Raw genomic sequence first — 21,669 nt, 5'->3', positions numbered from 1 at the left:
GGAACTTATGACGCAATCTACGGCCGACGAAAAGGCAATCGTTCAAAACTACTTCAACACGACTGGCTTCGATCGCTGGCGACGCATCTATGGCACGGACCCAGTCAGCAAGGTGCAGGCGGATATCCGCATGGGACACCAACAAACAATTGATACCGTCCTGGCATGGCTCAAAGCTGATGGCTCCCTCAAAGGTAAACTCATTTGTGATGCTGGCTGCGGTGTCGGCAGTTTAAGTATTCCCCTTGCCAAGCTAGGGGCACGGGTCTATGCCAGTGACATTTCCGAAAAGATGGTGGCCGAAGCCCGCGATCGCGCCGCTGTTCAGTTAAATGGCCACCATGAACTCATCCTCAGTGTCAGTGATCTTGAAGCCCTGCGGGGAAAATACCATACCGTCATCTGCCTCGACGTCCTCATCCACTATCCCGACAACCAAATGGCAGGGATGCTAGCCCACTTGAGTTCTTTGGCCATGGAGCGGCTGATCCTCAGCTTTGCCCCCAAAACACCAAAATATACGCTGCTGAAGAAGATTGGTGAATTCTTCCCCGGCGCCAGCAAGGCCACCCGTGCCTATCTCCACAGTGAGGAATTTATTGTGGAGATTTTGCGCAACTTGGGTTGGCGGATTGAGCGCAATGCCATGACCAAAACTCGCTTTTACTTTTCGCGACTCCTAGAAGCAGTGCCCGCCTAAATGACGAACCTCAGCCTGAGTTTGGCAGAACTGCAAGCCTTAGGGCGCCAGTGGGGGACATGGCTGCCGGCGGGGACAGTGCTCCTGTTGGCGGGGGAGCTAGGGGCAGGAAAAACCACGTTTGTGCAAGCCTTGGGGGAGGGATTGAACATTGAAGATGTCATTCAAAGCCCCACCTTCACGCTAATTCAGGAATACCCTGAAGGGCGTGTGCCCCTCTATCACTTTGATCTCTATCGCCTGGCGCCTGCTGAAGTGGCGGCCTTGGCGCCAGAACGCTATTGGCTTGGCGAAGAAATTGATCCGGGGATTGTTGCCATTGAGTGGCCCGATCGCCTGCCGACCTTGCCCCCAGCTTATCTTAGGCTCCAGCTTCAACGGTGGCGGGAGCGCACCCATCTAACGCTAGAGGCTGTAGGGGCAGCGACAGGGCTGTTGCCCAGGTGCTTAAATCTTTGAGGGCGCGATCGCGATAGGCGGCATAGCGCAACGCCTTTTGCCGCACTGGTTGCTCTAGGGGTGGCAAAATGCCAAAGTTGGGGGGCATCGGCTGGAACCCTTTGCTCTCAGTCGTACTGATGTAGTGAAAGAGGGCACCCGCCATTGTTGTTGGGGGCAATACCAAGGGTGCAAGTCCCCGTGCCAAGCGAGCGGCGTTCGTTCCCGCTAGCCAGCCCCCTGCTGCCGCTGCCGTATAACCTTCGGTGCCGGTAATTTGACCCGCTGCCAAGAGGGTGGGGCGATCGCGAAACTGAAGACTGGCCCTCAACAACTTCGGTGCATTCAAGAAGGTATTGCGGTGCATCACCCCCATGCGCACAAACTCCGCCTGCTCTAAGCCGGGGATCATGCGAAAGACCCGCTGCTGCTCCCCCCAGCGCAGATTGGTTTGAAAACCCACTAAGTTCCACAGTTGGCCATGGCGATCCTCCTGGCGCAGTTGTGCCACCGCATAGGGACGCTCCCCCGTACGTGGATCCCGCAAGCCCACAGGTTTCAAAGGGCCAAAGCGCAGGGTATCCACCCCTCGCCGCGCCAATTCCTCTACGGGTAGGCAAGCCTCAAAAAATTGGGCATTCTCGCGCTCAAAGTCCTTTAGGGGCGCCTGTTCGGCTTCACAAAGCGCCTGCCAAAACCGCTGGTATTCTTCAGCCCTGAAGGGACAGTTGAGATAAGCCGCTTCGCCGCGGTCATAGCGGGAAGCCAAAAAGGCCACCTCACGGTTAATGGACTCCCCGACCACAATTGGGCTGGCGGCATCAAAAAAACTCAGGTAGTCCAGTCCGGTAAGGCATTGAAGATCGGCACTCAGGGCTTCACTGGTCAGGGGGCCGGTGGCCAAGACCACAATCCCGCTTTCTGGGAGGCGGCGCAGTTCTTCGCGCCGCACTGTCACAAGGGGATGGCTTTCGAGGGTTTCAGTCAACTCACGACTAAACTGGGCGCGATCCACCGCTAGGGCGCCCCCGGCAGGCACTTGATGGCGATCGGCAGTAGCAATAATCAGTGACCCGAGGGCACGCAGTTCATGGTGTAATAGCCCTGTGGCGCGATCGCTCGCCTTGGCACCAAAGGAATTACTGCACACCAACTCTGCCAACTCCGCCGTATGGTGGGCTGGACTAGCCACGTGCGGGCGCATTTCATAGAGGACCACCGGCAGACCGGCACGGGCAATTTGCCAAGCCGCTTCTGTACCGGCTAAACCACCACCAATGACCGTAATCCGTTCCATTGCTATCCTTCTGGGGGAGACTCTACTGCAATATCCGAGGTCGGCAACGCCTCTGTGGCCTCTGGCTTAAAGACCAAACGCAACAGAGGTGGCGCAATGAAGGTGGTCACAATCACCATCACGATAATGCTGGCATCTAGAGCCTTTGAGAGCACACCACTGGCAGACCCGACAGCAGCAAAAATTAACCCCACCTCACCCCGCGGCACCATGCCAATGCCAATCGCCCAACGGTTAATGCCCGGCTGACCAAAGACCGTTGCTCCTGTTACCACTTTACCCACAATGGCCACCAGTACGAGGAAGGAGGCAATGATCAGACCGGCACGATTGGCTGGTTCTAGGGGATTCAGAACACTAATATCGGTGCGTGCGCCGACACAGACAAAGAACACCGGCACCAACATATCGGCAATGGGCAAAATTTGCTCCTCTAGCTCCCGCCGTTTTTCCGTTTCCCCAAGAACTAAGCCAGCGGTAAATGCACCGAGAATCGCTTCCAGTTGCAGAATTACAGCGACATAACCCAGGACAAAGGCGAAGATCAAGGAGGGAACCAGCAAGTTACCGCGTGTGCTCAGGCGATCGACCATCCCCAAAAACAAAGGACTCAGCAGCCGCCCCACGACAACAGAACCCACCAAAAACACGACGGAGCTAATAATCAGATAGATCACATTGCTGATCTCGACTGTGCCAGTTTTGGCTAGACTCGCCACCACTGCCAGCACAATAATGCCAAGAATGTCATCCAGAACCGCTGCCCCAATAATGATTTGACCTTCCGGGGAAGTCAGCCGTTGAATCTCTGCAAGCACTTTGGCCGTGATCCCGATACTGGTTGCCGTGAGGGCGGCACCGGCAAAGATGGCGGGGACCAAGTCCACATGAAACAGGCTCACCAGACCAAGGGTGCCAGCGGCAAAGGGAGCCACCACCCCCACCACAGCAACAACGGCAGCCTGAGGCCCCACCTTCAACAGTCCCTCTAAATCCGATTCTAGGCCAATCTCAAAAAGCAGGATCATGACGCCAATTTCCGAGAGGACGGAAATAACTTCGCTGGCGGTATTGGCAACTACTGAAGCGACAGTGCCATCGATGCTTGCCGTCTGTTGGATAAAGGTCGTCAGGACGGCGGGCTCGGTTGCCCCCCCTTCAGAAAAGACCAGTAAGTGCAAGACGGAAGTACCAACGACCACACCCCCTACCAGTTCTCCCAGGACAGGTGGAAAGTTAATGCGGGCACAAATTTCACCGCCGACTTTGCTGGCAAAGTAGATCACCACTAGACTCAGCAGCACAGCTGCCGAGATCAATGGACCCACTTCCGCCAGATTCACTGATTCTGCTCCAACATCGGCAAGCAAAGGTTGCAAAAGTAACGTTATCAAGGGCATAGCAGCAAATGTTAAAAACTCTTTAACTAAGTTAAGCACGCCTTCCCCTTCTGCTCAACCTTAAACTTACACTGAACTCAACTTGGCTCTTTGTTGTCTAATTGCAAGGGGATTTCATATGGTTACCATAGTTTTTTATACCGGCGATCGCCCCCGCCTTTAGGAATGCGTATTCATGATCCCCATCAGCGATAGCCCATTCACATGGGACTTCAGATGCAGAAACTGCTCTTGAATCTCTGATAACAGGGGAGCAAAATCTAACCAACATTTCTCAAATGGCTAAACAAATTGCGGATCTATTAAATTAATTAAATTAAGTGACCTTTTATTTTTGGCTCTAAGGACAACTGGCCAATTGTCAGCCTTCTGCTCTACATTGACGGATCGCGATGTTCAAATTGCTGTCGTGGATAGGGGGAGCGGTATTCCAGAAGCGGCGCTTCCCCATGGATACGAGCGCTTTTATGGTATTTACCGAGATCAGGAACAACCGCGGGGATTTGGTTTGGGGCTAGGGATCCTCCAGCAAATTCTCGATGCCCATCAAGGACAACATAGAAATTCAAAGTTGTGTGGGTCAAGGAACGAGTGTGTTTATTGACTTCTCTTAAGAATAATTTCTGATGATATTTCTGTCATTTTTTGTCCCCTGAGTTATCAGCTAAGATATTTAGAAAAAATAGTGATGAAACGTTTATGGAGCTTTGGTTTTCCTCTCTTTGTCGGTATTACGGAGGTCGCTCTTCCGCCAACAACTGAGAGCCTTGCCTAGTCGGCAACACCGATTCGCAACTTGACGAACTTTCAGGGGATGACCATTCGCGGCACAGTTCGCAGCGTCGTTGGTAATCAATTCATCCTCGATAACAGCACTGGCCAAGTGATTGTGGAGGCGGAGTCGCGTTGGTTTTACCAAATCAATCCCCAGCCGACCGAAACCGTTACAGTTGTGGCCAAATAGGGTAAACGTGATTTTGATGCCTTCAGTATTACTCGCGCCAATGGTGAGGTGATTAACATTCATTGCCACAGTGGCCCTCCCCCTTGGGCGGGTGGCCGGCGGCGCCTGTAGCAACGACAGGGATGCAAGAATCAGCCAGCCCACCCCAGCCGCAAATGGGAAATTTTGCCAGGCACCGAAACTCTGGATTGATAGCGGGGGCGATTGCCCCTTTTATGTTTAGCGATCGCTAGCCAAAAGCAGCATAGAAACCAGCTCAGTTGCATTACTGATTCTTGGGCTCAGGCATGAGTTTTTCTAAACTTTCCTTGAAAGGATTCTTGGTATAGTAAAGGCGTTTACGAACTACTGTCCACTCATCATTGGGTTAGCCATGCTACTGAAGTCCACAACACGCCACGTTCACATCTATGCCGGCCATGTGGTAGATGGTGAAGTTCATCCTGATACCGAAACGCTGACGCTGAATGTGGATCCCGATAACGAATTGGAGTGGAACGAAGCCGCCCTTGCGAAAGTGGAAGCCAAGTTTCAGGAATTGGTGGCCAATGCTGCAGGGGAAGACTTGACGGAATACAATTTGCGGCGCATTGGCTCAGACTTGGAGCACTTTATTCGCTCCTTACTGATGCAGGGGGAAATTGGCTACAACCTCAATAGTCGTGTGCGCAACTATAGTCTGGGGATTCCCCGCGTAAATCACGGCTAGATTCACAAACTCTCGATTGCGAAATCATTGAAGCTTTGACAGCGGCGCTTCCCGCTACTGTTCTCAACATTGGGATGCATAAAGGGGGAGCGATCCTGTACTTGTGTTTCGGCGGTGTGATCTCTTTGGGGAAAAGCGGTGTTAAACCGTAATTGGCCAAAAAAAAGAGGCCATTACTGACCTCAAAATGACACTTTGACCGCTGAAAATTGGGAGAAAGTTAAGGTCTAGAGGAGACCCCAGAAGTGAAGCACCCCTTGTTTGGTGATCAGTTCTGTGAGCAGTGCCGCCACAAAGCCAATCATGGCAAGGCGACCGTTCCAAATTTCAGCTTGGGGGGTAAATCCAAACACCCATGCATTCCGGTCTTCAGCTTTAATGGTTTTGGTATCTTCCATGGTTTTGACTCCTGATCGAACCCTGTACCCTCACTGTAACAATTCTTTACCAATTCCGCAACAACTCTTAATATATTTTTCTCTATTGCTGCCCTAGAGAGCGATCGCGGTACCCCTAATCAATGACTGTCGCCATTTTCACGTTCTCTAGCTTGGCGAGGATTTGGGGCTTGTAGTTTTCAAATTCTGCCTTAAGGAGATTCCGGCTCACAACCGCTGGGGCTGAACTGGGTAAGTTTTTACTGGTTTGCAGCCAGTCCCGTAGGAGTTGCCGCTGGAAGGTTGCGATCGTAAACATGCGGACATTGAGGCAGTGTTGCGGATCCTCAAGGGAGAAAAACAGCAGCGGGTAATAACCCGTTTCTGAAAGCAAAAGGCAGAGTTCTTGGTTGCGTGGCAGTTTCATATCCAAATAGCAGGGCAACCAGCGGGGACCTTGCTTGGGATCATAAATAGCGGTAATCCAGAGGATCATCGGGTGGGGACTGGTGGTGAAGAGAAACTGGTTGTAGCGAAGATTAAGCATGCGCCGATCAATCTCGGACCGAGGCAACATCACCCACAGCGACGCCGCTGATTCCCGTTGCGCATACAAGGGCATGGGAAAGACAATTTCCGCTACGGGTTTATCCGCAGGCCAAACACTTTGCCAGCAGACTTCCTCAACCGTTGCAAGGGCAACAGGCGGTTGAGATTGGCGTTCTGAGGGTTGAGATACCTTGGCGGCAACCTCTACCCCCGGCTGGGTGACTCGAGTACTGCCAAACTGTTCCTCAAGGGCTGTGAGAACTTTGATAATTTCCGCAACATCTTGGGGGCGATCACTGGGGGATTTGGCCATACAGGCCATGATCAGTTCCTCCAGGGCAGGGGGAAGATGCAGCCCCGGACTCGCCACATTGAAGGGAATGGGCTTTTGAAAGTGGTGCGCCTTAAACCAACTACCGATAGAGTGGCTTTCCGCCTGAATGGGCATCTTGCCTGTGAGTAACTCATACATGGTGATGCCCAGACTGTAGATATCAGAGCGGTGATCCAATTCCCGCCCTTCAATTTGTTCTGGCGAACAGTAGGCCAAAGTGCCCATAAACGACGAGGTTTGGCCCTTTTCAGAGACATCCCCCAAAAATTTGGCAATTCCAAAATCTAATAGCTTGGCGAGTTCCCCCATCGTGCCATCCTGAATCACAAGGACATTACTGGGTTTGATGTCACGGTGAATAATCGGGCATTTTTGACCTTCGATGATAATTCCCTCATGGGCTACCTGAAGAGCAAGGCACATGTGCCGTGCAATGCGCAGAAAGCGGCTTAAAGGCAGGGGTTCTTCTAGGAGCAAATCACTGAGGTTTTCCCCCTCTAAAAATTCCATGACGTAGAAGGGAATTTCCTCATTGTTCATGCCGTAGTCGAGCACCCGCACCACGTGCATAGTTTTCTGGCCAAGGAGAGCACCCGCCCGCGCTTCTTGGGCAAAGCGGGTTTTCATGCGATCGTTGAGCAGGGTTTGCGACAGGAATTTAACGGCAACGGGAACACCCCCAAGCAGAATATCTTCTGCGCGATAGACCCGCCCCATTGAGCCTTTACCAATTAACTCCGTGAGCCGATACCGGTTCATGAGGACTTGGCTGATGTTGGTGTCGCGGTGGGGTTCTGACATAGTTGCTTCGGAGGGAAAGCGGCTGGCGAGATCGCAAGCAGGTAAGGCTGACGTTGCTTGGTTGTTACTCCTAGGTTACTTAAATATTATCTCTGGAATTTTTGGGTTCTGTCTCTTTCTCTAGATCAGGAAGAAGGATAAAGACCACACCGCCACTACAGGAAATCTCCGTCACCGATCGCCAGTGACTCGCGGTATAGATATGCACATGAGCAACTGTCCTCCGTCGCCAACTGCGCCACATCTCACCGGCAGCACAATCATAGAGCTGGTAGTCTTTGGGAATGGGGGCACGGGTAAGGGGCACCAGTTGTGCTTTGTTGTAGGCAAGGTCCGGAAAAAATGAACCCTGGATCAATGCTTGTCGCAAAGATTCCCACGCGTCGCAGTAGTGCTTGACGATGATCTGTGGTTGACCCCCTTCACTTTTGCCTGTGGCAATGACGCCAGCTCGGTTGTCCACCAGTTGCAAAGTCCCTAGGACAGACTCAATGCGATAGTTGGGGTTGGAGGCAAGGCTCTCAGTACCATTGACAACATCGGCAACCAAAACAGCAAACAACTCGTTGTCATCCATGAATTTACTCCTGATCCTGACTTTTCACCAGTTTACTTTGCGGCTGCGGTGGCAGAGGAGTGGCTCATTAGTTTTTGCTCTTGTAAAATTAAAATATCTGCAAAAATTTCCTTTCTGAGGCGATCGCAAACCTCCGTATAATCATGGATTGATAAGGTAGCTGCATGGCTGCCTTCACTGGACTCTTACGCAGGGTTATCTCCCACACTTTGATTGCTTTGAGATGCTTTGACTTCTGAGGTTAACCATGAAATATCGCATTTTAATGGCGACTCTGCTGGCGGTATGTCTAGGGATTTTTTCCTTGAGCGCCCCCGCTTTTGCTGCAAAACAGACTTTAACCTATGACGATATTGTCGGTACAGGTCTGGCCAACAAGTGCCCCACCCTGGATGATACGGCGCGTGGTGCCTATCCCATTGATAGCTCCCAAACCTATCGCATTGCCCAACTGTGCCTGCAGCCGACAACATTTTTGGTCAAGGAAGAGCCCAAGAACAAACGCCAAGAGGCCGAATTTGTGCCCACAAAACTGGTGACCCGCGAAACCACGAGCTTGGATCAAATTCAGGGGGAACTCAAGGTCAACAGCGATGGCAGTCTGACGTTTGTGGAAGAGGATGGGATTGATTTCCAACCAGTGACAGTGCAAATGCCCGGTGGTGAGCGCATCCCACTGCTGTTTACGGTGAAAAACTTGGTGGCGAGCACTCAGCCCAACGTTACCAGTATCACCACTTCAACGGATTTCAAGGGGGAATTCAACGTTCCTTCCTACCGCACCGCCAACTTCCTCGATCCTAAAGGACGGGGCTTGGCCTCTGGTTATGACTCGGCGATCGCCCTTCCCCAAGCAAAGGAAGAAGAACTGGCTCGCGCCAACGTTAAACGCTTCTCCCTCACCAAGGGTCAAATTTCTCTGAATGTGGCGAAAGTGGATGGCCGCACCGGTGAGATTGCTGGCACCTTTGAAAGTGAGCAACTCTCCGATGATGATATGGGTGCCCACGAACCCCATGAAGTAAAAATTCAAGGGGTCTTTTACGCCCGCATCGAACCTGTCTAGGATCGACAAGTCCATGGCGACTCTTTTAGAACTCAGGGAACTGCGGGTCGCCTACCCTGGAATAGAGACATCATCTGCTGCAACACTCGTGGTGGATGGTGTTTCTTTTTGTGTAGCCGCAGGGGAGCGGTTTGGCTTAGTCGGGGAGTCGGGTTGCGGCAAATCCACAATTGCTAAAGCCATTTTGCAGTTATTGCCACCGCGGTCACAGGTTTTTGGCGAGATCGCACTTCAGGGGCAATCCCTTTTGGGCCTGACTGCTTCCCAATTGCGGCGGCTGCGAGGTGAGCAAATTGGCTTGGTCTTTCAGGATCCGATGACGCGCCTCAATCCGCTCATGCGCGTCTATGACCACTGCGATGAGCTATTGCGGAGTCATTGGTCTGCTTGGAGCCGTCGCCAACGGCGGCAGCGCGTTATTGAGGTGTTGGATCGAGTAAAAATTCCTGCCAATCGCCTCCATCAGTATCCCCATGAGTTGAGTGGGGGGATGCGTCAACGGGTGGCGATCGCCCTTGCCTTGCTATTGAACCCACCCCTCCTCATTGCCGATGAACCAACAACGGCCCTGGATGTAACCGTTGCCGCAGAAATTCTAGATGAACTCACACGCCTGTGCCAACAGGAGCAGCGGGGGCTGTTACTCATTTCCCATGATCTGGCACTCATGGCCAAATATTGCGATCGCCTGGCGGTAATGCACCAAGGCAAGATTGTGGAACTGGGAGCGGCTCAGCAAGTGCTGCAACGGCCACAGCACCCCTATACCCAATCCTTACTTGCAGCTACCCAACTCACCTTTCCACAGCCTCCACCCTTGGACACTGCTCCGGAACTGCTGCGGGTTGAGAATTTACAGCGGCACTACCGCTTGGGGGGATGGTTACAACCGCAAACCACGATTCGGGCGGTGGATGGCGTTGACCTAACGCTGCGGCGCGGGGAAACCCTTGGCCTTGTTGGTGAGTCTGGCTGTGGCAAAAGTACACTTTCGCGCTTAATTCTGCAACTGATTCCTGCCAATGCCGGTGAAGTGGTCTTTTGGGGGCGCAATTTAACTCAATTGTCAGCGGCCCAACTGCGCCGAACCCGCCGTGATCTGCAAATGATTTTCCAAGACCCCCATGCCTGCCTGAACCCCAAAATGACCGTGGAGCAAAATTTGCTGGAGCCACTGCTCATTCATCGGCTGATGGGGAAACGGGCTGCCCAGGAACGGGTGCGCGAGATGCTGGTGCAGGTGGAATTGACCCCCGCGGCCGCCTACCTTCATCGCTATCCCCATGCCCTATCGGGGGGACAACGCCAGCGGGTGGCGATCGCCCGCGCCCTAATTACCCAGCCGCAACTGGTGATCTGTGATGAACCGGTGAGTATGCTCGATGCCCATATTCAAGCCCAGGTGCTGGCGCTGATGCAAGAGTTAAAGGAACAGTTGCAACTGACCTACCTCTTTATCACCCACGATCTGGCGATCGCCCGGCGCTTTTGCGATCGCGTTGCGGTAATGTATCGTGGCAAAATTGTCGAGCTTGCCCCCACGGCACAACTCTTTGCTTGCCCGCAGCATCCCTATACGCAAAAACTCCTAGCCGCTGCCTTGTCTTAACACTTTTTTTGCCGTTTCTTAGGCTCAACCTAACTTAATTTCTTTGAGGTTTCCCTAACCTATGAAATGTGACCTAAAGTAAGGGAATTCTCAGCGAACCATGGGCGAGTATTTTGGTGATCTGTTATCCCGTGCCTTGAGCCGCCGCGCTGTTTTGAAAACAGCCCTCTTTGGCGCTGCGGGTTTGACCCTTGCAAGCTTACCTAAAGTCGGTGTGGCTGCAACCTCCCTAGGATTTTCAACGATTTACCCTAATGCAGACGACAAAATCACCTTGCCGGCGGGCTTTGAGCATGGCGTGGTCATTCGCTGGGGGGATGCCCTCGATGGGGGTGAAAACCTAGACTGGAACCGCATTCATCAAACAGTTAGGGCAGCAGATGTGCAGCGGCAACGGTACTGCTTTGGCTACAACTGTGATTTTGTGGGGTATCAGAGGACACCCAACGGCAAACATCTGCTAGTGGTTAACCATGAGTACACGAACCCTGAACTGATGTTTGAAAGGGTGGGCGATCGCCCGAGTCAATGGCAAGCGGCCCTCCAGCGGGAAGCCCATGGCCTTTCAATTGTTGAGATTAGCAAAAACGCCAATGGTGGCTGGCGGTATGTCAACGCCTCTCCCTATAACTATCGGATTACGGGGTCAACCCCCTGTGAAATTTCTGGCCCTGCCAAAGGGCACCCCCTCCTGAAAACGGCCGCTGATCCGACCGGCCGGCGCGTCAACGGCACCCTCAATAACTGCGCAGCGGGCAAAACCCCTTGGGGGACAGTCTTGACCTGTGAGGAAAATTTTCATAGCTATTTTGGGGGGAGCGATCGCAACCTCACAGAGCTGGTGAAGACCTTGCATCGGCGCTATGGCCTTCCCAGCCCGCGGGCCGATCGCTATGGTTTTTACTTCTACGAAGACCGTTTCAACCTTGAAAAGGAACCCAATGAGGCCTTTCGCTTTGGCTGGGTTGTGGAAGTGGATCCCCTCAATCCTACTCGCTTGCCCATCAAACGCACCGCTCTAGGGCGCTTTCGCCATGAGGCTGCAACAACTGTCATTGCCCCCGATGGACGAGTCGTCGTCTACATGGGGGATGATGAACGCTTTGAGTATGCCTATAAATTCATTACCAAGGGCAAGTACCGAGCCAACAACCGTGCCGCCAACTTGAACCTGTTGGATCAAGGCGATCTCTACGTTGCGCGGTTTAACGACGATCTGACGGGTGAATGGCGCCTAATTGCCCGTGTCAGCGATAACAAAATTATGCCAAATCCCAGTTTGCCTGATATCTTTCAAAAGGAGCCGGCGCTGTGCTTTATCAATACACGGGGGGCAGCCGATGCCCTTGGGGCAACAAAAATGGATCGGCCAGAAGATTTTGAATGGAATCCTGTCACTAAAAGTGTCTGGCTTGCCTTGACATACAACGAAAAGCGTAAGGACAGCGATCGCGCCAATCCTCGCCCCGAAAACGCAATGGGCCATGTGATTGAGATTGTGGAGCAGGGAAATAATCCGGCTGCCTTGCAGTTCCGGTGGGCGTTGCCCTTGCTCTGCGGCGACCCCACCGCCCCAGAGACAAGCCGTCAGTTAGTGCTTTATGGCCGACCCACCAACACTAAGGTGCCTGCCATCTCCGCACCCGACAATTTTACTTTTGACCGCGCTGGCAATGTCTGGATTGCTACGGATGGCAACGGGGCATCAAGTCGCCTCGGCAAAAATGATGGCGTTTATGTCCTCAGCCCAGGGCGCCGCGAACTGAAGATGTTTCTCTCTGCTGTGCCTGGCTGTGAAGTTTGTGGGCCGGAGTTTAGCAGTGACTACAAAACCTTCTTCTGTGCTATTCAACATCCAGGGGAAGGGGCAAAGTCCACAGCGGATCTACCAACGCGCTGGCCCTATGGTGACCAAGTCGTCGTGCCGCGCCCTTCGGTCATTGCCGTGTGGCGTCAAGATGGCCGTGAAGTGTCAGCCTAGGGTTTATTGATTCCTTTGGGACGCAGGGGGACCACGGCAACCGCACGGCGGCGGGTGCTTCTGGAGGTTCTGGAGTGAGCGTTTGTCGCACCGGGGAAGGCCATCACCTCTGCCTGCTGCCCTTCACGGGCACAGCGAATCAACAGGCCAGCGATCGCCATACTGGCCATCATTGAGCTCCCCCCATAGCTAAAGAAGGGAAAGGGTAATCCCGTTGTTGGCAACAGACCAATCGCTACACCGATATTAATCAGGGCTTGGAGGAGCATCATCACCGTTGCCCCCAAGGCAGTGAGCTGGATCAGGGAATCCCGCGCCCGATTTACCACTCGCATTCCCAGCCAACCATAGGCCACCAACAGTGCCAACAGCAGCAGACAGCCCACCAACCCTGTTTCTTCGGCATAAACCGCAAAAATAAAGTCGGTGTGCTGAATCGGTAAGTAGGAGAGCTTTTGCTGGGAAAAGCCATACCCGGCACCCAAAACGCCCCCTGAGGCCACTGCCAATAGACTCTGTACTAGCTGGTAGCCATCCCCCATCGCATCCGCCCAAGGGTTCAGGAAGGACATGACCCGCCGCCGTTGGTAATCATTAATGCTGATGCTGAGAACCGCTAAGCCCAAGCCACTCATGGCCGTCAACAGCAGGGGTGCCAAAGGCAAACCTGCCCCGAGGGCAATTAGCCACAACGTAATGCCACAGAGGGCGGTGGTACTGAGGTTCGGTTGAATTAAAATCCCCAAGAGTGTCAGGGCAAAGGCCGTTAACCAAAACCAGCGCGCCTTCAGGTGTAGCCGCCGCCAAGCGCTAAACACCCAAGCAGCTTGCAGGACTAAAAAAGGCTTCATCATCTCCGAGGGCTGGAGTTGAAAGGGGCCAATACTAATCCAGCGGGTGGCGCCCATCACCGTTGTCCCGACCCCCGGGAGTCGCGTTGCCCAGATGAGTAGCAAAAACAAAAAGAAGCCCGGAATGGCCATCTGGAGCGATCGCCGCAAGGGTAACCGTAAAAACAGTTGAAACCCTGCCCAGCCAAGGGCAAGCCACAGTAACTGGCGCGTAAAGTAGTACAGCCCATCCCCTGTTTCAGCCAAGCCCACGGGAAAACTGGCGGAAAAGAGAACGACTAAACCAAGACCAATCCATACAAGGGTCAACCAGTGGAGCAATCGTGCTTCCAGCCTCCACTGCCGCAGGTCGCCAACTGCTTCGCTGGCCCGTCGGCAATCGCCAAAGGGGAGAAAACGCCACCAACTCACGCTTGGATGACCCTCACTGGCACCTGCCACTATAGGTATCTCATATTCTAGAAAAGGGCTGTATCTAATCTGGCACAATTATGATGCATCTTTGAGAGCCACTGCCCGTGACTGTGCCCACTATTTCTGAACGCTTTGAGCAATGTCGTGCTCGCCATCGCTGCGCCCTCATCCCCTTTTTGACTGCCGGCGACCCGGATTTAGAAACTACAGGTGCTGCCCTCAAGGCCCTCGATGACCATGGGGCCGATGTCATTGAACTGGGGATGCCCTATTCGGATCCCTTGGCCGATGGCCCGATAATTCAGGCAGCCGCCACCCGCGCTCTGCAACGGGGAACCCGCCTTGAGGCAGTCTTAGAAATGACAACGGACTGGCACCGGCAACTGAAGGCGCCGCTCATTCTCTTTACCTACTACAATCCCGTCTACCATCGGGGGGTCTCTTCATTTCTCAAAGCAGTTGCCCAAGCCGGGATCAAGGGGTTAGTGATTCCTGATTTGCCCCTTGAGGAGGCGGAACCGGTTCTTGCAGAGACCGCCAATTTGGGCTTGGAATTGACCCTGTTGATTGCGCCCACCACCTCGCCCGAACGGATGCAGGCGATCGCCACCGCTTCCCAGGGATTTATTTACCTTGTCAGCACCACTGGCGTCACTGGCATGCGTCAAGAAATGGCCAGCCGCGTTCAGGAACTCTTGCGCACCCTACGGCAGATCACCCCCAAGCCCATTGGTGTCGGGTTTGGCATTGCCAGTCCAGAGCATGCCCGCCAGGTACGGGATTGGGGCGCCGATGCCGCCATTGTCGGCAGTGCCTTTGTTAAACGTCTGGCAGAACCGGGTCAGGGGGTTGCCGCTGTTGCTGAGTTTTGTCAGTCACTCCGCACCGCCCTCGATACGCCCTAGGGACGCACCGTCAAGGAAAAGTAAATGCCATCGGACTGCAAACTACGGGTTTGCCCCGGCAGATCAATTAATGGTGCTGCATATTGAAACTGCAGATCTAGGTTTCGGGTGGGCTGTACCAAGAGTCCCAAGCCGAGACCGGCAATGACATTGTTGGCAACGGGACCCGCTGGATTGCTGCTATTGTTCCAGACTACCCCCAGATCAAACAGCGGCCCAAGGGAAATAATCGGGCGACGATTGGTAGTCCGCAGCACTGGGAAGCGGGCTTCCCCCGAAAACCGCAGGCCATTATCCCCAGCGAGCGCGTTGGTTGAGTAGCCGCGCACCGACAGCGGCCCCCCAATCACAAATTGGTGGAAGGGCAGGAGATTGCTGGGACTGAGTTGAACATCGGTGCGTAAAATCAAAAAATTGTCTGCCCAAAGGCGTTGCTGCCGCTGCCCTTGTCCTAGCCAGCTAAAAAAGGTGCCATCCGGTATCGGACTGGGATTTGCTGTGGCCCCCAAAATAGGCAGGCCAACGTTAAACTGCGAGCGCAAGACCCATGCCCCTTGGGTGTCGCGGCGAATATATTCTTGGGTGAACTCTAGCACACGGGAAGCACTGTAGCCGGAAGCATCAGCCCCGGCGGAAATGGGGGCTGGCACTCCCGCCACAAACGTTTGCCCGGACTGCATCAGGAAGCCAATGCCAAAGGCCAGTTCCTCGCGGATATTGCGAATCACGGGTTGGCGAAAACTGGCTTGGTAAATAGAAGACTCACTGCGAATATTCAAGGCCGCAAGGGCGGGGGGGCGGGTAATTTCGCTATCCGCTTGCAGCGTGCGAATGGTGAGGGTACCATTCATGGCATTGAGGGGGAGGCTGTAGCCAAACTCCACAGTGTTGGATGCTCCCCAATCAAAGGTGCCGAGATTGTTACCGATGGCGTAGGAGCCATAGACGCTATCGCCGCGACCACTGAGGTTGTTGTATCCCAAAAAGGCCGTGGCCCGATGGGGGGCGATCGCTGGCGGTGTATTGTTATCCAAACCAAAAGCCGCATTCAACCAACGGGCAGGTACCACCCGCACCACCAAAATACTCTCCTGGGGTGTCGTGCCGGGTCGCAAACTCGCAGAGAGATTGGCAAAAAGGGGATCCGTTCGCAACAGACGCAACTGCTCTTCAAGGCGATTGGAGTTGAGGGGCACACCTGCACCAAGGGCAATCCGGCTGCGAATATAGCGCTGGATAATCCCTTTATTCCCTTCAATACGAATATCCTGTAGGCGGCCTTCAAGAACTTGAATCCTGATTACCCCATCCCGTGCTATCTGCTCGTTCAAAACGGCGCGTGAGGTCAAATAGCCCCTGTCTAGATAGAGTTTTGTAATGGCATCGGTGGCTCTCTGTAGCTCCGCAAGCGTTACCTGTCGCCCTTCGAGGGGCTTGATAATTGGATCAAATTCCGCTGCACCAAAGATAGTACTGCCTTCAACAATAATTTTTTGTACAGGTATTAAAACAGTTTCTGACGCCGGGGGTGGACTAGGGAGTGAGGGGGGTGGTTCAAGAACTGGCGGCGGGGTGGCTGGCAGAGGGGATGCCTCCGGTAGGGCTGGCTGAATATCCTGTTGGGTGGGGGTGGTAATCGGAATCCCTAACGCTGGTAACGCCACTGACGCGCTGCTGAAAATAGAGAGAATAGCAACGGCTCTCAAGAAGTTTGTTTTCACTTCCTCAACTCCAATATTTAATAGTGAGCTTTAGATTTAGATGAAAATAAATGCAAAAACCTGTATGTTTTTCCTCAGGGCCAAGCCCAAACAGCCACCGGCGTGAGGAGTTATTGATTTCTGCCTTCAGATTTTAGCGGATGATTTGTTGTTGTTGGCAACTCGGAGCGATCCGCTCCCCATCCCCCTATCAACCTGTTTCAAGCGGGCGGAAGCGCCGTTTCAGCAGTGCTGTCGGGGTTATCAACGAGGGCAGATTCATCAATGGCCAAATCAAACCAAAAGGTACTACCGACCCCCAATTCACTAATTAAATGAATTTGCGTATTGTGCTTGTGGATAATATCTTGGACAATGGCCAGCCCCAGCCCCGTCCCCTCTAGGGTATGCACGCGATTCTCGACGCGGAAAAAGCGCTCAAAAACACGGGGTTGATCCTCTGGGGCAATCCCCATACCCGTGTCGGCCACTTCAATGCGCACGCGTTCCTGCTCTGGATCGCTAGGGGGATGCCAGACATAGGCACGAATTGTTACCCGTCCATTTTCGGGTGTAAACTTCAAGGCATTGCCCACCAAGTTAGTGAGGGCACCAATGAGCAGATCATAGTTGCCCCAAACCGGTGGCAGGGGGGTTTCCACCTCGGCAGTTAGGGTAATGGACTTATTGGCCGCATTGAGTTGGTAGGTGCGCATGATCTGATCAATCACCTGCGCCATCTGTACGGAGCCAAACTGATAGGGGCGACCCGATTCGAGGCGGGAAATATCGAGAAAATCATTGACAAGGCGCGTCAGGCGATCGGTCTCGTGGTTAGCGGTTTCTAGGAATTCCTGTTGCTCTTTTTCACTGAGGCTGCTGCCGTACTCTTGAATCGTTTCGATGATTGATTTGATATTGAATAGAGGTGTACGCAACTCATGGGAAACATTGCTAATCAATTGTGCTTTGGCTTCGTTGAGTTCCACTTCCCGGGTAATGTCCTGAATTGTAATCGCAATGCCTTTGGGCTTTTCCCGCTGCACATCCATAACCGTTGTCAGCAGAATCCGTACTGAGCGCGAGCTAGGTTCTTGCAGCGTTACCCGAAATTCTCCCCCTTCTGACTCTCCGCGGGAGGCTTTGTAAAGGGGACAGGTGAGTTTTTCGCACACCGGTGCTGGAAAGCAGTCCAGGGCATTTTGGCCAATGACGTTCATCCCCTCCCAATTGAAAAGACGCTGCGCTGTGGGGTTGACAAGAATAATCCGCATGTCGGTATCTAAGAGAATTGCTCCATCAGCAATGGTGGACACCAAGGTGTCTAGTTTGGCTTTCTCGGCTTGGAGTTCTTCAATGTTTTGGGCCTCGTAGGAGGCGAGGCGCTCAGCCATGTCATTAAAGCTGGTGATCAACTCCCCCAGTTCACCGCCAAAGGGCAGGTTAATGCGTTGCTTAAAATTCCCCGCTGCAATGTTTTTCACCCCCTGCACCAATTCTTTAATGGGTTGGGTAATGGTGAGGGCGTTGAAGACCCCCCCCAAGATCACCATGATCCAGAGGGAGACAAAGACAGCGATCGTGAGATCCCGCGTGAGATTGGCAGAGGCAATAAATGTTGGGTTCGGGTTAATCCCCAGGGCAACAACCCCTAAGTTTTCGCCATTAAAGGTTAGGGGAACAAAGACATCGGCAACTAGACCATTGGGGGTTTGGTGTTGGCGCACGAGGGGTTCTTGGCTAGCACGGTAGGTCTCTGGCAGTTGAATACGGCGGCGCAATGTCAGGGCACTTTCCACTTGGGGGGCAGAGTAGGGCAGGCCATAGTAAATTTCCCCGTCGGGATCCGCATAGAGGATGTAGCGAATACTGGCACTGCGCTCATAGAATTTACGGGAAAATTCAGCAACAGCGGCGGTATCCCCTTTGGCCACCAGGGGCGCCACATCAGCGGCTAGGAGTAACCCTAAATCGCGACCATAGCGGGTGTCATTGAGGTGGGCATTGGTTTGAATCGTGTTCACCGCCCAGAAGGTGAGGCCACTCATGATGATGGAGACCACGAGGGTTGCTGTGGCCATGAGGCGGGTTTGAATCTTGAATTCTGACCACCAACGGGCAATTCCCCGCAATTTATCGCTCCAGCTCCCTTGGGTTTTCTCCGTTTTTAAAATCACGATTGTGCCTAACGTACCAAAAATTTTCCCTGATTCTACGGGATTTGGGTTACATCTTTATTGTGGCATCTGAGAGAGGTTCCAAGCGGGCAAACTCTTCAATGCGGCGGCTATAGCGTTGCAGCATCTGCTCACTCCAAGGGGCGTCAGGACTATTCACGTAGAGGTGTACCAATGGCTCACTGGCATCGGGCAGAATCAGTACCCAATGGTCAGTGTTGGGTTCACCAATTTTGACGCCGTCAATGAGACTTAAATGGTTGCGGGGATGGGTTTCCACTAAGTGGCGCATCAATGACCCTTTGGCAAGCCAAGGACAGCGAATCGGGCGGTGATAGTAGTGGACGCGGGGCAGTTCTTGGCGTATGACTGTGAGGGGCTTGCCAATCAGTGCCAGCAGTTCGAGCAGTGTGGCGATCGTAAACATGGCATCAAATCCCGGATGCAGTTGCGGGAAGATGAAACCGGTTTCTGCGGACCCCCCTAGGACAACGCCACTGTGGTGTTGGCAGGCTTCCATGAGATCAGTCGGCTTGGTACGACTGCGGATAATGTGTCCTCCCTGCTGGCGGGCGATCGCCTCCACGGCGCTAGAGGTTGTGACCGGCACCACGATGGTGCCCCCCGGATGAGTCAAGAGGGTCAAGTAGGTCATCAAGGCCGTGAGTTCTTGATCACTGAAAACCTGACCGGCATTGTCCACCAAGGTCAACCGTTCGCCATTGGCGGAGACTTGCACTCCTAAACTTGCAGAAAGGGCTGTCACCACCTGTCCCAGTTCCCGCAGGAGTCGCTGTCGCTCCAGAATATTTAGGGGAGTTGGGTGGAGGGTGGCATTGAGAACAACGGCATCGCAGCCAAACTTACTGAGGATCTGGGGCAAGACAACCCCAGAAACGGCATAGGCATAGTCAATAACAATTTTGGCGGGGCTACCATAAAACAGTTGCGTATTCAGCCACTTTTCAAAGCCTTGGGCATAGGCGGCCACGCAGTTGTTGGGGTGGGTCATGACACCGACATCCATCAGTAGGGCACGGCGAATCTCTTCGCGGAAGTAGGCGGTTTCGATTTGCCGCTCTTTGGCTCTACTGAGGTTGATGCCTTTGTGGTCAAAAAACTCAATCAAAAGCTGATCGGCGCGATCGGGATGGGCGCGCACATGGATCCCGCCGCTGACTGAAAGGGTTTGGGCAGCGAAGCGGGCAATCGGCAGGGCGATCGCCTCCAAATTGAGAACCTGAATCCCCACCGACATCAAACCCGACATCAGGGCATGGGACACCATCCGCGATACATTGCGCTGATCCCGCGACACGAGCACACTGGTTCCGGGCTCAAGAATTGAGGCATAGGCTGCCGCCAGCCGCACGGCAAACTCCGGTGTAATGTCCACATTAGCCACGCCGGCCACTCCTCGCTGCCCAAAGAGATAGCGCTGCCCTGTTGTGCCCCAGATCAGACTTTCATTGACAATTGCACCCGCTTCAATACGTTTTCCTGGCCAGAGCCGCACTCCCTGACTCAGACTGGCTTCCTCCCCCACCACACAGCGACTGCCAATAATCACCCCTTCCTGTAGTCTCACATGGCGATCAACATGGACATAGCGAGCTAAGATGCAATGCTCCAATTCACTGTCATCCCCAATAAAGCAGCCATTCCAAGCCACCACTGAACGCAACCGACTGCCATTGCCAATAATCACGTTATCCCCCAAGACCGTGCCCGCCCCAAGGGTGACCCCCGCACCAAAGCGGCAGTTATTGCCCAAGACGAGCGGCGCCTGTAGCTGAACCGTTTGCGGCAAGGGGGTATTGTGGCCTACCCAAATTTGCGGCTGAACTTCGTGCCCCTGAATTTCCAAGTGCACTCGGCCATAGAGGGCATCCTGTTGCACCTGTTGATAGGTTTGGAGACTGCCGACATCGCACCAGTAGGCATCGGTGGTATAGCCATACATCGGCACATCCGCCTGCAACAGCAATGGGAACAAATCCCGCGAAAAATCCCGCTCAATGCCGCCATTGAGGTAATCCATAACTGTGGGGCTGAGGATGTAGATGCCCGTATTGACTGTATCCGTAAAGACTTCCCCCGCTGAGGGCTTCTCGAGAAACCGCCGCACGCGGCCATCGCTATCGGTAAAGACAATCCCAAACTCCTTTGGCTGAGGCACACGGGCAAGGATCAGGGTGACAGGAGCATCGTGCTGCTGGTGAAAACGCAGGGCATCGGTTAAATCAACATCGGTAATGCTATCGCCACTGACCACCAAAAATGGATCTGTGAGCAAATTGACAATGTTTTTCACTGACCCTGCCGTGCCCAGGGGCTGCTCTTCTTCAACGACGTAGCTCAGGTGCACCCCAAACTCATTCCCATCGCCAAAATAGTCCCGCACGATATCGGGGAGATAGTGCAATGTCATGACCACATCATCAAGGCTATGGCGGCGCAGGAGATTGAGAATATGCTCGGCAATGGGACGATTGACCACCGGCACCATGGGTTTGGGTAGATCGCAGGTGAGGGGGCGTAGGCGAGTGCCACTCCCACCGGCCATGACAACGACACGCACTACAGAACTCCTTGATAAAGGTTTGTCCGCGGATCCTCAGTGTAAGAGAGAATACAAAGCTAAGGGGTCCTCATTAACGAAACTGCAATGATTTTTGATACTCCTTTTTCTCTAACCCGCTACCAGCTAGCGCCACATTGGCTATTGACAAAAAAACCTACCCTTGGTGGAGGGCAGGTTCAAGTCATTGTTGATTTGTTGATCTTGATCTGTTGATCTTGATCTAAGTAAGGTAATGC

General features: G+C 53.4%; 18 protein-coding genes. 9 read left to right on the top strand and 9 right to left on the bottom strand.

The features are described 5' to 3' along the window. Positions 1-7 precede the first annotated feature (7 nt). Together bchM and tsaE are read left to right on the top strand one after the other, a co-directional pair. On the top strand, positions 8-700 hold the full coding sequence (gene bchM, locus Q0W94_RS01640) for a magnesium protoporphyrin IX methyltransferase (protein WP_297760213.1): 693 nt from the start codon (positions 8-10) through the stop codon (positions 698-700). Further along, positions 701-1,159 (top strand): tRNA (adenosine(37)-N6)-threonylcarbamoyltransferase complex ATPase subunit type 1 TsaE, encoded by a 459-nt coding sequence (gene tsaE / locus Q0W94_RS01635; protein ID WP_297760209.1) that lies wholly within the window; start codon positions 701-703, stop codon positions 1,157-1,159. On the opposite strand, the gene trmFO is transcribed toward tsaE, so the two are convergent. Then, complete coding sequence (trmFO, locus tag Q0W94_RS01630) at positions 1,062-2,435, bottom strand: FADH(2)-oxidizing methylenetetrahydrofolate--tRNA-(uracil(54)-C(5))-methyltransferase TrmFO (protein WP_297760206.1); 1,374 nt, start codon at positions 2,433-2,435, stop codon at positions 1,062-1,064. The two genes, tsaE and trmFO, sit on opposite strands and share 98 nt — an antisense overlap. A 2-nt stretch (positions 2,436-2,437) precedes the next feature. Continuing rightward, positions 2,438-3,835: a cation:proton antiporter gene (locus tag Q0W94_RS01625; RefSeq protein WP_297760203.1), complete on the bottom strand. Its 1,398-nt coding sequence runs from the start codon at positions 3,833-3,835 to the stop codon at positions 2,438-2,440. Positions 3,836-4,244: 409 nt separating this feature from the next. Here Q0W94_RS01625 and Q0W94_RS12250 point away from each other — a divergent pair, with 409 nt between their 5' ends. The 3 genes from Q0W94_RS12250 (at position 4,245) to ndhM (ending at position 5,508) form a co-directional block, all read left to right on the top strand. Then, positions 4,245-4,439, top strand: a complete 195-nt coding sequence (locus tag Q0W94_RS12250; RefSeq protein ID WP_315863148.1) for an ATP-binding protein — start codon at positions 4,245-4,247, stop codon at positions 4,437-4,439. A gap of 192 nt (positions 4,440-4,631) precedes the next feature. Then, the gene (locus Q0W94_RS01620) at positions 4,632-4,799 is read left to right on the top strand and encodes a hypothetical protein (RefSeq protein ID WP_297760200.1); all 168 of its coding nucleotides are present in this window, start codon (positions 4,632-4,634) and stop codon (positions 4,797-4,799) included. A gap of 373 nt (positions 4,800-5,172) precedes the next feature. Beyond that, positions 5,173-5,508, top strand: a complete 336-nt coding sequence (ndhM, locus tag Q0W94_RS01615; RefSeq protein WP_297760197.1) for a photosynthetic/respiratory NAD(P)H-quinone oxidoreductase subunit M — start codon at positions 5,173-5,175, stop codon at positions 5,506-5,508. A 227-nt stretch (positions 5,509-5,735) separates the two neighbouring features. On the opposite strand, the gene Q0W94_RS01610 is transcribed toward ndhM, so the two are convergent. The 3 genes from Q0W94_RS01610 to Q0W94_RS01600 all read right to left on the bottom strand — a co-directional run bounded on the left by Q0W94_RS01610 (position 5,736) and on the right by Q0W94_RS01600 (position 8,146). Next, complete coding sequence (locus Q0W94_RS01610) at positions 5,736-5,906, bottom strand: chlorophyll a/b-binding protein (protein ID WP_011056299.1); 171 nt, start codon at positions 5,904-5,906, stop codon at positions 5,736-5,738. A 115-nt stretch (positions 5,907-6,021) separates the two neighbouring features. Next, positions 6,022-7,569 carry a serine/threonine-protein kinase gene (locus Q0W94_RS01605; RefSeq protein ID WP_297760194.1) on the bottom strand — a complete coding sequence of 516 codons (1,548 nt, stop codon included), beginning with the start codon at positions 7,567-7,569 and terminating at the stop codon, positions 6,022-6,024. A gap of 79 nt (positions 7,570-7,648) precedes the next feature. Then, a complete protein-coding gene (locus Q0W94_RS01600) occupies positions 7,649-8,146 on the bottom strand; it encodes a hypothetical protein (protein WP_297760191.1) in 498 nt (165 codons plus the stop codon). A 247-nt stretch (positions 8,147-8,393) separates the two neighbouring features. On the opposite strand from Q0W94_RS01600, the gene Q0W94_RS01595 reads away from it, so the two are divergent. The 3 genes from Q0W94_RS01595 to Q0W94_RS01585 all read left to right on the top strand — a co-directional run bounded on the left by Q0W94_RS01595 (position 8,394) and on the right by Q0W94_RS01585 (position 12,802). After that, complete coding sequence (locus Q0W94_RS01595; protein ID WP_024125094.1) at positions 8,394-9,212, top strand: photosystem II manganese-stabilizing polypeptide; 819 nt, start codon at positions 8,394-8,396, stop codon at positions 9,210-9,212. A 13-nt stretch (positions 9,213-9,225) separates the two neighbouring features. Further along, a complete protein-coding gene (locus Q0W94_RS01590) occupies positions 9,226-10,821 on the top strand; it encodes an ABC transporter ATP-binding protein (RefSeq protein WP_297760188.1) in 1,596 nt (531 codons plus the stop codon). 100 nt (positions 10,822-10,921) lie between these two features. After that, positions 10,922-12,802, top strand: coding sequence for a PhoX family phosphatase (locus tag Q0W94_RS01585; protein WP_297760185.1), 1,881 nt, complete (start codon positions 10,922-10,924; stop codon positions 12,800-12,802). Here the strand turns inward: Q0W94_RS01585 and Q0W94_RS01580 are convergent. Beyond that, positions 12,799-14,064 (bottom strand): putative peptidoglycan glycosyltransferase FtsW, encoded by a 1,266-nt coding sequence (locus Q0W94_RS01580; RefSeq protein ID WP_297760182.1) that lies wholly within the window; start codon positions 14,062-14,064, stop codon positions 12,799-12,801. The two genes, Q0W94_RS01585 and Q0W94_RS01580, sit on opposite strands and share 4 nt — an antisense overlap. A 113-nt stretch (positions 14,065-14,177) precedes the next feature. On the opposite strand from Q0W94_RS01580, the gene trpA reads away from it, so the two are divergent. Further along, positions 14,178-14,972 (top strand): tryptophan synthase subunit alpha, encoded by a 795-nt coding sequence (gene trpA / locus Q0W94_RS01575; RefSeq protein ID WP_315863146.1) that lies wholly within the window; start codon positions 14,178-14,180, stop codon positions 14,970-14,972. Here trpA and Q0W94_RS01570 read toward each other — a convergent pair. The 3 genes from Q0W94_RS01570 to Q0W94_RS01560 all read right to left on the bottom strand — a co-directional run bounded on the left by Q0W94_RS01570 (position 14,969) and on the right by Q0W94_RS01560 (position 21,430). Beyond that, on the bottom strand, positions 14,969-16,636 hold the full coding sequence (locus Q0W94_RS01570; protein ID WP_297760176.1) for a ShlB/FhaC/HecB family hemolysin secretion/activation protein: 1,668 nt from the start codon (positions 16,634-16,636) through the stop codon (positions 14,969-14,971). The genes trpA and Q0W94_RS01570 overlap by 4 nt on opposite strands. A gap of 257 nt (positions 16,637-16,893) precedes the next feature. Beyond that, positions 16,894-18,852 carry a two-component system sensor histidine kinase NblS gene (nblS, locus tag Q0W94_RS01565; RefSeq protein ID WP_315863145.1) on the bottom strand — a complete coding sequence of 653 codons (1,959 nt, stop codon included), beginning with the start codon at positions 18,850-18,852 and terminating at the stop codon, positions 16,894-16,896. A 46-nt stretch (positions 18,853-18,898) separates the two neighbouring features. After that, the gene (locus Q0W94_RS01560) at positions 18,899-21,430 is read right to left on the bottom strand and encodes a mannose-1-phosphate guanyltransferase (RefSeq protein WP_297760173.1); all 2,532 of its coding nucleotides are present in this window, start codon (positions 21,428-21,430) and stop codon (positions 18,899-18,901) included. Positions 21,431-21,669: the final 239 nt, after the last annotated feature.

The sequence above is a fragment of the Thermosynechococcus sp. genome (assembly GCF_025999095.1).
Classification (GTDB): domain Bacteria; phylum Cyanobacteriota; class Cyanobacteriia; order Thermosynechococcales; family Thermosynechococcaceae; genus Thermosynechococcus.
This window is presented reverse-complemented; position numbering and strand designations above follow the sequence as displayed.